General features: G+C 69.4%; 15 protein-coding genes. 9 read left to right on the forward strand and 6 right to left on the reverse strand.

All coding sequences use genetic code 11. The annotated features are described in order from the left end of the window. Positions 1-70: 70 nt before the first annotated feature. Positions 71-685 (forward strand): LysE family translocator, encoded by a 615-nt coding sequence (locus tag BLR04_RS28915; RefSeq protein ID WP_245740630.1) that lies wholly within the window; start codon positions 71-73, stop codon positions 683-685. Between the two features lie 9 nt (positions 686-694). Here the strand turns inward: BLR04_RS28915 and BLR04_RS28920 are convergent, their stop codons facing one another. Further along, positions 695-1,090: a hypothetical protein gene (locus tag BLR04_RS28920; RefSeq protein ID WP_090771137.1), complete on the reverse strand. Its 396-nt coding sequence runs from the start codon at positions 1,088-1,090 to the stop codon at positions 695-697. Positions 1,091-1,316: 226 nt separating this feature from the next. Between BLR04_RS28920 and BLR04_RS28925 the strand changes: the two genes are divergently transcribed. Beyond that, complete coding sequence (locus tag BLR04_RS28925; protein WP_143022259.1) at positions 1,317-2,009, forward strand: DUF4097 family beta strand repeat-containing protein; 693 nt, start codon at positions 1,317-1,319, stop codon at positions 2,007-2,009. Between the two features lie 28 nt (positions 2,010-2,037). On the opposite strand, the gene BLR04_RS28930 is transcribed toward BLR04_RS28925, so the two are convergent. Next, positions 2,038-2,973 carry a serine hydrolase domain-containing protein gene (locus tag BLR04_RS28930; RefSeq protein WP_143022260.1) on the reverse strand — a complete coding sequence of 312 codons (936 nt, stop codon included), beginning with the start codon at positions 2,971-2,973 and terminating at the stop codon, positions 2,038-2,040. Positions 2,974-3,095: 122 nt separating this feature from the next. On the opposite strand from BLR04_RS28930, the gene BLR04_RS28935 reads away from it, so the two are divergent. The 6 genes from BLR04_RS28935 (at position 3,096) to BLR04_RS28960 (ending at position 7,065) form a co-directional block, all read left to right on the forward strand. After that, the gene (locus BLR04_RS28935) at positions 3,096-4,301 is read left to right on the forward strand and encodes a serine hydrolase domain-containing protein (RefSeq protein WP_090771143.1); all 1,206 of its coding nucleotides are present in this window, start codon (positions 3,096-3,098) and stop codon (positions 4,299-4,301) included. Positions 4,302-4,336: 35 nt separating this feature from the next. Next, positions 4,337-4,744, forward strand: coding sequence for a hypothetical protein (locus BLR04_RS28940; protein ID WP_090771145.1), 408 nt, complete (start codon positions 4,337-4,339; stop codon positions 4,742-4,744). A 43-nt stretch (positions 4,745-4,787) separates the two neighbouring features. Then, positions 4,788-5,453 carry an RNA polymerase sigma factor gene (locus BLR04_RS28945; RefSeq protein ID WP_090771146.1) on the forward strand — a complete coding sequence of 222 codons (666 nt, stop codon included), beginning with the start codon at positions 4,788-4,790 and terminating at the stop codon, positions 5,451-5,453. Continuing rightward, a complete protein-coding gene (locus BLR04_RS28950; RefSeq protein WP_090771148.1) occupies positions 5,450-5,671 on the forward strand; it encodes a hypothetical protein in 222 nt (73 codons plus the stop codon). The genes BLR04_RS28945 and BLR04_RS28950 overlap by 4 nt, the downstream gene beginning before the upstream one ends. 92 nt (positions 5,672-5,763) lie before the next feature. Next, the gene (locus tag BLR04_RS28955; protein WP_090771150.1) at positions 5,764-6,531 is read left to right on the forward strand and encodes an SDR family NAD(P)-dependent oxidoreductase; all 768 of its coding nucleotides are present in this window, start codon (positions 5,764-5,766) and stop codon (positions 6,529-6,531) included. 57 nt (positions 6,532-6,588) lie between these two features. After that, positions 6,589-7,065, forward strand: coding sequence for a peroxiredoxin family protein (locus BLR04_RS28960; protein ID WP_090771152.1), 477 nt, complete (start codon positions 6,589-6,591; stop codon positions 7,063-7,065). Positions 7,066-7,163: 98 nt separating this feature from the next. Here BLR04_RS28960 and BLR04_RS28965 read toward each other — a convergent pair whose 3' ends face one another. Together BLR04_RS28965 and BLR04_RS28970 are read right to left on the reverse strand one after the other, a co-directional pair. Continuing rightward, positions 7,164-7,727, reverse strand: a complete 564-nt coding sequence (locus BLR04_RS28965; protein ID WP_218129220.1) for a hypothetical protein — start codon at positions 7,725-7,727, stop codon at positions 7,164-7,166. A gap of 100 nt (positions 7,728-7,827) precedes the next feature. Beyond that, a complete protein-coding gene (locus tag BLR04_RS28970) occupies positions 7,828-8,295 on the reverse strand; it encodes a pyrophosphohydrolase domain-containing protein (protein WP_090771156.1) in 468 nt (155 codons plus the stop codon). Positions 8,296-8,399: 104 nt separating this feature from the next. On the opposite strand from BLR04_RS28970, the gene BLR04_RS28975 reads away from it, so the two are divergent. After that, positions 8,400-8,708 carry a YbaB/EbfC family nucleoid-associated protein gene (locus BLR04_RS28975; protein WP_090771159.1) on the forward strand — a complete coding sequence of 103 codons (309 nt, stop codon included), beginning with the start codon at positions 8,400-8,402 and terminating at the stop codon, positions 8,706-8,708. Between the two features lie 12 nt (positions 8,709-8,720). Here the strand turns inward: BLR04_RS28975 and BLR04_RS28980 are convergent, their stop codons facing one another. Both BLR04_RS28980 and BLR04_RS28985 read right to left on the reverse strand, forming a co-directional pair. Beyond that, entirely contained in the window at positions 8,721-9,668 is a 948-nt protein-coding gene (locus BLR04_RS28980; RefSeq protein WP_090771161.1) for a hypothetical protein, read from the reverse strand. Positions 9,669-9,678: 10 nt separating this feature from the next. Continuing rightward, complete coding sequence (locus BLR04_RS28985) at positions 9,679-10,095, reverse strand: hypothetical protein (RefSeq protein ID WP_090771163.1); 417 nt, start codon at positions 10,093-10,095, stop codon at positions 9,679-9,681. Positions 10,096-10,624 lie beyond the last annotated feature (529 nt).

Here is a 10,624-nt window from a genome sequence, read left to right on the forward strand (position 1 = left end):
AATCAGGCAGGACTTCTTGGGGTGCGCCGGATAAGCTGGCGCCATGACGGGTGGTCTAATCGGTATTGCGGTGGTTTCGCTAGGTATGGTGCTCACGCCGGGGCCGAACATGGTCTACCTGATCTCCCGGTCGATCGCGCAGGGCCGCCGCTCCGGGCTGATCTCGCTCGCCGGGGTCTTCCTCGGCTTCTCCGCCTACCTGACCGCCACCTGCCTCGGGCTGACGGCCGTCTTCGCGTACGTACCGGCCCTGTACACGGCGCTGAAGCTGGCCGGGGCCGCGTACCTGCTCTGGCTGGCCTGGAACGCGGTACGGCCGGGCGGCGGGTCGGTGTTCGAGCCGCGGGAGCTGCCGGCGGAACGGCCCGGCAAGCTCTTCTCGATGGGGCTGCTGACCTGCCTGCTCAACCCGAAGATCGCGATCCTGTACCTGTCGCTGCTGCCGCAGTTCGTCGACCCGTCCATGGGCCACGTGCTGCTGCAGAGCCTCGCGCTCGGGTCCGTACAGATCGTCGTGGGCACGCTGGTGAACGGCCTGATCGTGATCTCCGCGGCGGGTCTGGCGGCGTTCCTGCTGCGCCGGCCGGCCTGGCTGCGCGTTCAGCGGTACGTCACCGGGACGATGCTCGGTGGCTTCGCGCTCACCATGGCGGCCGACCGTTCGAGGGCCGTCGTCGCGGGGTGACGACGACGGTCACCTGTCGAACCACGTCGCCGAGGAAGGCCCGCACAGCAGCCAGAACACGATCCCTGCCATGGCCACGCCCAGCAGGTTGCCGACCGTGACGCCGTCCAGGAGCTGCCAGCCTCCGAGGAAGACGATCAGCGCCTCCATGACCAGTCCGGCCGTGCGTACCCAGCCGCGCCGGGAGGACATCCGTGCGGCGAGGAACCCGATCAGCGCCAGCGTCGCCAGCGGGACGGCCAGCCAGAGCAGGAACGCGCCGACGACCCCGGTCGGCAGCGCACCGCCCAGGAGCGTCGCCAGCAGCAGCACGCCGACGAGGCCCAGGATCGACTGCGCCCACATGCAGAACCGGGCGACCGCCACGGACGGCGGCATCGCCGTGATGGTGTACGACTCCGACATCGCACGCCTCCTTCCACGCGGATCGTGAACGAGCGCGACCAGGGCGGCAAATGCGCGCTGGTTATCCACCGACGTCACGCCGGCCCGGCATACCGGTCCGGCATCACGACCTGCCCTTTTTCCGGGAAACGGGCAGGCGGCAATGCCCTCTCAGGGGCGATGTCAGGGACGTTCCCGGGGACGTCCCTGACGCCGGAGCACCCGGTCGCGCTGGAGACTCGGGGGCATGACGAGAATCTTGGGTGTCGCCGCGGGTGCCGTCGGGGTCGCGGCGTTGTTGACGGGGTGCGGCCTCACCGGCGGCATCCTCGATGAGGACACCGCGTCCTACGACGTCGCGGACAAGGTCGCCGCGATCAGCATCGCAACCGACTCCGGGCAGATCGAGGTGACCGAGTCGGCCCGTGACGACATCCGCGTCACCGAGCACCGCCGCTGGCGCGGTGACAAGCCCGTCACCAGTCACGAGACGCGGGGCGACACCCTCGTGCTCGCGTTCACCTGCCCCCGCCGGCTGGTGTCCGTGAGCTGCGACGTCGCCTACGTCGTCGAGATCCCCCGCGGGCTGCGCGTCAAGGCCGTCAGCGACTCCGGCGCGGTGACGCTGCGGGACCTGTCCGGCGACGTGGACGCGTCCAGCGACTCCGGCGCGATCGAGGCGGGCGGGCTGGCCGGCAAGAAGGTGCTCGCGAGGACCGACTCCGGCGCCATCACCCTCGCCTTCACCGGCCGGCCCGACAAGGTCGAGACGGTCACCGACTCCGGCGGCACCGAGGTGCGCGTGCCGGGAGGGCCGTACGCCGTCAAGGCCACCACCGACTCGGGCGCCGAGAACATCACCACCCCGCAGGACGCCTCGGCCCCGCGCTCGATCAGCCTCACCAGCGACTCGGGCTCGATCACGGTCACCGGTTCCTGATCGTCCGTGGGTCGTGCGGCACAGTGGATCAGCTGATGCGCGTCGCCTCGTCGAGCAGGCCGTCGAGGAGGGCGACCCGCCGTTCGGTGTTGTCGCGGATCGCGATGAGCGCGACGCTCAGACCCAGGGCGGGGACGCGTGCCTGAAGGGCGCGCAGCCCGCTCCAGCCGCCGCCGTGCCGGTAGACGCGGTGCGGTCCGAGCGACCTGACGCCCATGCCCCAGGCGTAGTCGACAGGCGTTCCGTCGTCGAGGCGTCCCGGGGTCTGCATGAGTGCGGAGACGCCGAGTTCGTCCGCGTTGAGCGCCTCACTCCAGCGCAACAGATCACGCAGGGACGTCCACACCCCTCCGTCGCCCAGTGACAGGGGCGCGGGGCTCAGCGGCGTCGCGCCGGGCGGCGCGGGGGCTGGACCGGGCCAGTAGTGGGTGCCGGCCATTCCCAGCGGCCGGAAGAGGTGGTCGTGGGCGAAGTCGGGCAACGGCTTTCGAGCGGCCCGCTCCACGATCACTGCCAGGCACACGTATCCGGCGTTGGAGTAGACGTACCTCGTGCCGGGCCGGTCTTCCAGCGACGGCGTCCGGGCGAGCGCCTGGACGACGGTTCGGGTGGTGCGGTCGTCTGTCCAGGAGTCGGGGAGGGCCGCGGTGTGGTGGAGGAGATGGTGGAGGCGGACCGTGGCGGACCAGCTCGGTAGTTCCGGCATCCAGCGTGACAGCGGCGAGTCCGTGTCGAGCACGCCTCGCCGAACCAGCAGCGCCGCGCAGGCCGCTGTCATCTGCTTGGCCAGTGAGGCCGCGTAGACGGTGGTCGTCGTGGTGAACCGCGCACCGCCGGACGTCAGCCCCTGTGCCACCTCGACGGGTGGCGCGCCGTGCCGCCGCATCCCCACGGCGATCGGTTCGTCCCCGTCGTAACCGGCCGCGGCTACTAGGGCGGCCATCCGTTCCCGCGTCAGTGACACGGACCATCCTCCCGTACGTCAGGCCCGTCAGCGGCCGTGTCAGTACGGGGACGGCCCGGTGTCAGCGCCGTCGCCGATCGTGGATCTCACGCCAGGAGGGCGCTCACCGAAGGAGATTCACGATGGGACACGGTTTCTCGGCCACGGGGCTGGCCCGGTTGCGCGGGGTGCTGGAGCGGCACGTCGACTCCGGGAAGATCCCCGGGGTGGTCGCGCTGGTCGGCCGGGGCGACGAGACGCACGTCGAAGCGCTCGGGACGATGCGGCACGACGGTGGCGAGCCGATGCGCCGGGACACCATCTTCCGGATGGCCTCCACGTCCAAGCCGGTCTCGATGGCTGCGGCGATGGCCCTGCTGGACGAGTGCCGGCTGCGGCTGGACGACCTGGTCGACCCGTGGCTGCCCGAACTCGCCGACCGGCGGGTGCTGAAGCGGATCGACGGCCCGTTGGACGACACCGTCCCGGCGCGGCGGCCGATCACCGTACGGGACGTGCTGACCTGCACGTTCGGGCTCGGCATGGACGTGACGGCGCTGGGCACCCCGATCATGAACGCCGTCTTCGAACGGGGGCTCACGCCCGACCTGCCCACGCCGATGCCCGAGCAGGACGAGTGGATGCGCCGCCTGGGCGAGCTGCCGCTGATGTACCAGCCGGACGAACGCTGGCAGTACCACATCGGCAACGACCTGCTTGGCGTGCTGGTGTCCAGGGTGACGGGCCAGACGTTCGGGACGTTCCTCCGCGAACGGATCTTCGACCCGCTGGGCATGAAGGACACCGCCTTCCACGTGTCGGCCGACCGGATCCACCGGCTGCCCGACCTGTACGCTCCCGACCCGCAGACCGGAGAGTTCGCCGTGTGGGACCCGGCCGACGGCGGACGGTGGAGCCGCACTCCGGCGTTCGAGGGAGGCGGCGGCGGGCTCGTCTCCACCGCCGACGACTACCACGCCTACTTCCGGATGCTGCTGAACGGCGGCGAAGGGATCCTGTCGCGGCCCGCCGTCGAGCTGATGACGACCAACCGGCTGACGCCCGAGCAGAACGCCTTCCGCAACGCCATGGCCACCCAGAACGTCCACGTGTCGTACGGACAGGGGCAGCACGGCGGCTGGGGCCTCGGGATGGCGGTGCGCACGTACCGCGGCGACTACGCGTCCGTCGGGCAGTTCGGCTGGGACGGCGGCAGCGGCACGTCGACGTACGCCGACCCGGACAAGCAGCTCACCGGGATCCTGCTCACCCAGGTCGGGATGTCGGTGCCGAACTCGGCGCAGCTCATCCACGACTTCTGGACCACCGTCTACCAGGCGATCGACTGACCCCCACCCCTGCACATCAGAAGGAGCACACCACCATGTCCGTCACCCTCACCGTCCAGGACAAGCTCACCCTCCGCACCGCCGCGTACGGCGCCGTCACGCTGATGGCGGCCGCCGGCGCCGCCGGCCGGCCGCACCGGGCCGCCACCGACGGCTCCATCGCCCTGTACTCCGCGACCGGCCTGGTCGGGCACGTGCTCGCCGAGAAGTCGAAGGGCATGGATCTGAACGGCACGTCCGTGGCAGGCCTCGCCGACCGGGTGCTGCCCGCCCTGACGGCGGCCATGACCCTGCTCAAGGAGCAGGACCCGGCGGAGGCCGACAACTTCCGCCGTACCGTCGTCATCGCCGTCGAGGCGGCCGGACGTGCCCACCAGGGAGGGCCCGGCCCCGTCATGGCCGAGACGGCCCGCAAGATCACCGAAGCCCTCGACGCCGCGTGAGGCGTTCGGGTGCCGGCGGCGCGACGATCGATAGCATCGGGGCATGTCACACGACCGCGCGGGCGCGACCTCGCCCGCCCGTGCCTCGTTCGACGCGGAGTCGGCCGAGTGGGTACGGACGCTGCGCGGCCCCGAGCCCGAGCGCCAGGCGGCCGTCGCGCGGTTGCACGCGCTGCTCCTGCGGGTCGCCGGGAAAGAGGTGAACAGGCGGGGCCCTCGGTGGGGCATCACCGGCCCCGAGCTCGACGACCTGTCGCACCAGGCCGCGGCCGACGCGCTGCTGGCCGTCACCGCCAAGATCGGCGACTTCCGCGGAGAGAGCCGGTTCACGACGTGGGCGTACAGGTTCGTCGTCCTGGAGGTGTCGTCGAAGCTCGGACGGCACTTCTGGCGCAACCCGCCTGTGCCGCTCGAGAGCGAGGAGTGGGAGCGGCTGCCCGACCGGTTCGGGTTCGACCCGGCGAGAGAGTCGGAATGGCGTGACCTGCTCGCGGCGCTGCGCACTGCTGTGGAGGAGAAGCTCACCGAACGGCAACGCCGGGTCTTCGTCGCGCTCGTCCTCAACGGGGTCCCGCTGGACGCACTGACGGTCGAGCTCGGCACCAACCGGAACGCCGTCTACAAAACGATGTTCGACGCCAGGCGTAAGCTCCGGGCCGCTCTCGCCGCGAAAGGTTATGTGAACGATGACATGGTGAGGCGACCGTGAACGGCTGGACCGAGCTCGACCGCTTCCTGCACACCGACCCGCGCGACGTGGGGTGCGAGGAGGCGATGGCGATGCTCCACGTCTACGTCGAGCTGGTGGCGCAGGGATCAGGGGCCGAGCAACGCTATCCGGGCATCACCGCGCACCTGCGGGCCTGCGGCCCCTGCTCGGACGACTACGAGGGCCTTCTGGCCGCGATCAGCGACCCCGACGCCTGAGCAGCCCGCCGGTGCCGGAGGGCGATGGCCGGCGCTTGTGACAAGCATCACACGGCGGTAAGAGTTCGCCGGCGCGTGATGCGAACCTGGGCATGACTGATTCGTTCAAGGGCAAGGTCGCTCTGGTGACCGGGGCCGGGCGAGGTATCGGTCGCGCGACCGCTGTCGGACTGGCCGCTGGGGGCGCGGCCGTCGCGCTGGTCGCGCGTTCGGTGGACGAGCTCGCCGAGACGGCGGACCTCGTCCGGCAGCAGGGCGGTTCGGCGCTCGTGGTGCCCGCCGACCTGGGCGACGACGAGCAGCTCGACCGCGCGACCGGACGGGTCCGCGACGAGTTCGGCGCGGTCGACATCCTGGTCAACAACGCGGGTGTGGTCTGGCCGCTGGAACCGACCGCCACCGTCGACCCCGCCACGTGGGCCGTGGCGATGAAGATCAACGTGGTCGCGCCCGTGACGCTCACGATCGCGTTCCTGCCCGGCATGATCGACCGAGGATGGGGACGCGTCGTCAACGTCTCCACCGGGATCGTCGCCAACCCCACCGGCATGATCGGTGGCAACGCGTACATCACGACCAAGTCCGCGCTCGAGGCCCACACGGTGAACCTCGCGCGGGAGCTGGAGGGCACCGGGGTCACCGCCAACGTGTACCGCCCCGGCATGGTCGACACCGCGATGCCGGGCTGGATCAGGGCGCAGGCCCCCGAGCGCGTCGGCGCCGCGCTGCACCAGCGGTTCGTCCGCTCGCACGCCGAAGGAATGCTGATCACGCCGGAACACTCCGCCGGTTCGCTGCTCGCCCGCCTGGCCGCCGACGACCGCACCGGACAGATCTGGGACGTCTCCGACACCGCGTGAGCACATGCCCTACGTCCAGCTGGTCCTCGGCCGGCTGACCTCGAGAAAGGAAACCTCATGACCCTGCTGAACCCCGGCGACACGTTCCCGGCGCTCTCCGTGTCGTTGCCCGACGGGGAGTCGCTGCGACTGCCCGACGCCTTCACCGGCGGTTACGGTGTGGTGCTCTTCTACCGTGGCTCGTGGTGCCCGTACTGCAACGCCCAGCTCCGCGCCTTCCAGCGGTCGCTGGACAAGCTCGCCGAGCTGGACGCCAAGGTGGTCGCGGTCTCGGTCGACGACGAAGCCACCACCAAGGAACTGATCGACAAGCACGGCCTGCAGTTCCCGGTGGGCCACAGCGCAGACGCCGACGCCTTCGCCGAGGCGACGGGCGCCTTCGTCCACAAGGACCCCACGCACTTCGAGTCGACCGGCTTCGTGCTCGACCCGCAGGGCAAGGTCATCGTCAGCGTTTACTCCAGCGGCGCCATCGGCCGTCTCGTTCCCGAGGACGTCATCGGCATGCTCCGCTACGTCCGCGAACACGCGTAAGCAGGCCTCGGAACCGTCAGGTGCCCAGTCGTACGGCCGCGCACTGCCCGGCCGTCGTAAGTGGGGGCGGGCACCTGACGATGTTCCGGCGTGCACGGTCAGCCCGTGCCAGGTCGAAGCCCGAACACCTCCGTCACGCGCTCGGCCAGAGCGTCCTCGGTCATGGTGGTGACTACCTCGACGACGTGCAGCTCCAGGCTCTTCGTTGCCTCGTACAGGCGTTCTGTGAACAACCGATCGCGCTCGAGCAGGTTGGACAGAGCCCTTTCCGGATGACTGGTTCTGCGGGCGATCTCCCAGAGCGAGCCCCGGCTGCCGAACGCCGATCGACGGAAGTCGGGCGTGGGCAGGAGCCACACGGCGTGGCTCGGCACGGCGAGGAGAGGCTTCACGAGGTGCGGCAGCAGCCGGAAACCCTCGACGAGCACAGGACGCTCTTCCGGAAGGCGGAGCAGGTCTTCGACGATCAGATCGAAGCCTTCTCCTCGGAACCAGTGGAAGGTGTCGAGCATGGTCTCCGGGGACCGGTTCAGCCATCGCTCGTCCATGTCCATGGCGGCGAACGCGCTCAGGAACGGGCTGTCTTCTGGAGTGCTCCGACGGGCGTGATCCGGCATCACGTCGTCGGTCGCGTAGAGAAGAAGGCCGTGCCGGTCGGCCACGCGACGAGCGATGGTCGACTTCCCCGCACCGCTTCCACCACCGATCCAGTACACGTGTCGGAGGCGTGCCCGCAGCGCGGAGACATCGGCGACTTCGCGTTCAGGTCGCATCCTTCTCCTGGGGATCGAGCGCGGCGCGCGGTCGCTGCGCGTAGGCGGTCGGTGGCCACTTCACGACGTCATCGAGGATCGGTGGCCGGTAACCGGGCCCCTTGAGCACCTTGCCGTCGGCTCGGCGCAGGACGCGGCCGTCGGCGTCGAGCTTGCTCATGTTGGACCGATGGACCTCGACGAAGACGGCCGGCAGGTCTATCCCCAGCGCGTCCGCGGCCCCGTAGGTGACATAGAGGACGTCCGCCAGCTCCTTGGCCACCGCCTGGTACGCGGTGAGCGGGTCGTCGCAGGATCGCAGGGTCTTCGCGAGGTCGGTGAGGGCCTCGGCGGCCTCGCGCGCCTCTTCCGCGAGCAACGTCCGGCGGTGTTCCGCCAGTTCGGGGCGTTCGGCTCCGGCCTCGACGTCGAACACCTCGCGGAACTCGGCGACTCGCCGCATCGGCTCGTGGTCCATGCCCCGACCCTAGCGACCGCGCGCCCAGGCGATCCGAGGCTTCACCGGGCGCGCCCGACAGTTACCCATTGCCCCCGGTATGGGGGTCCGGTAGATAATGCGGGATGGCAGAACGTGATCTACGTACCGGCGACCTCGAGCTCGACCGCGTCATGGCGGAGTTCAACGCGAACTCGCGCGAGTTCTCCGACGTCATGGGCCTGGTCGGCGACGTCGTCGGTGAGGCGGTGAGCCCCGACGGCAAGGTCAGGGTTCGGGTCACCGCGTCGGGACAGCTGACCGGCCTGCAGATCGACCCCCGTGCGATGCGGCTGGGCTCGCAGGAGCTGGCCGACGCCATCCTGGAGGCGTCACGGCGGGCGACAGAGGACGCGGCCCGCCGCGTCATGGAGGTGACGCGGCCCTACCTGTGACGCCTCCGGCCGCTATCTGGGGATGAGGCTGCGGGTGCCGTGCACGATGAACTTCTGGTACATGTCCTCCTTGGTCAGCCCGTGCTCGGTGCCCGGCAGCGGGTTGTCGCCGTGCTGGGCGTCCATGGTCATCGAGTACGCGGTCGAGCCCGTCAGTCGGGGCACAAGGCCCTCGGTGTTCAGTTTCACCCCGTTCGGCAGCTCGACGTTGGTGGCCACGGTACGCAGTCCGGGCACCTTGGCCATCAGCGCCTGGCTGCCGTCGAGCACGGAGTTGAAGACCATGTTGGCGTAGAAATGCTCGTGGAACGTCCTGACGTTGTAGTCCAGCGACTGCACCTCGTTGCCCGACATGTCGGTCTTGATGCCGCCCAACTTGTTGATGGCCAGCGGCAGTATCACCTCGCCCGTGGCGTAGGCGGCGCTGTCGGTCGCCCAGTACAAATACACCGGCAGCACCATGGCGACGAACCGGTGCGCGGTGAACTGGAGCAGCAGCGCGTTCCGCTTCACGATCGCCTGGTAGAGCTTCCAGGTCAGCACCTGGTAGCCGATGGTGTACATCATGTCGACGGTCATGATCCAGCACAGCACCTTGAGCGCGTGGTTGACCTGCTCGATCACGTCGGCGTAGGCGCGGCAGGCGTTGGCCGTCCTGCGGTGCCTGAGCGACACCTCCAGGACGGCGGGTCCGTACCGCTCGGTCCAGAACTTCTTGAACTCCTCGACCGCGGGGCCGCTGCTGGTCGTCCACACGGCGGTGGCGGCGCCGTTCGCGGTCCTGAAGTGCTCGTCGATGGTGTCGGCGACCTCGTCGAGGACGTCGGCCGCCTTCCGGATCTTGGCGGGATCGCCCTCGAGGTAGGAGATCCCGAACAGGGCCTCGGGCGCCAGGATGCCCGCCAGGCCGGCGCCGGCCATCCCGCCCGCGGCGACCTTCGTGGCGAGTCCGATGGGCATGCGTGGCTCCTCAGTCCCGTCGCACGGGGGTGGACGGCACGGCGATCGGTTCGTCCTTCCGCTCGGCGAACTCGAGCAGGTCCTTCAGGTACCCGTTCTTGTCCATCATGCTGGCCCACTCGCCCGCTTTGACGTTCCCGCTCATCGCCTCGACGGCGTCCCCGATGGCCTTGTACGACTCCGTCAGGTTGCGCAGCGCCTCGCTCAGGGTCTCGTAGGCGTCGTCGAAGCCGGGGTGTCCGTCCTGGCCGCGGCGGAAGATGCGAGCGGCCTCGTCGCTGTCGGGGTTGCCGAAGTAGGGGACCAGCGGACCGAGCTGGTCCCAGGTCCGCTTCACGGCGGGCCCGAACTCGCCGCCTTCGTCGTGGATCGCCTGGCCGCTCTTGCGCATGCTCGCGTGATCGGTGTTCGTGTGATCGATGCCCACGTGCTCTCCTCCCCGTGCAACGCCTCGGCGGCCAGTCTCCGTACTCGTCGTATCGGTTGGATGACCATTTGGTTGCCATTCGGGCAGGCCGTCACTTGTCCCAGCGTGTGGGACGACACCGCCGTGTTCCGGACGCAAAGGGAAGCGAGCACAGAGTCTTCTGAAGAGGCCAACTGGGACCGGAAACGACGAAGGGGCCGACTGGGTAGGGTCGGCCCCTTCGCGTTTACTGCCTCAACCAGGCGCGGAGGATAGGGGATTTGAACCCCTGATAGGTTGCCCTATACACGCTTTCCAAGTCTGCAAGCTGGGGTTCAGGAGGGTCCGGCAGGGGTTCTGAGCTGAGCGCGGGTGGTACACCGTCAGTCCCTGAACGCGTCCGGACGGACATGAACTGAGACTAAGACTGAGACTGGACCGCATCACGAACGATGTCCATTGGACGCAGCCCCGAGAGGGAACCCTGAGAGCTCTCCTGGGCCTGCGAAGGGCTTGAGGCGCTAGTCAGTTCGAGAATTTCGATGCGAGG

The organism is Nonomuraea maritima, from assembly GCF_900100395.1.
GTDB lineage: Bacteria > Actinomycetota > Actinomycetes > Streptosporangiales > Streptosporangiaceae > Nonomuraea > Nonomuraea maritima.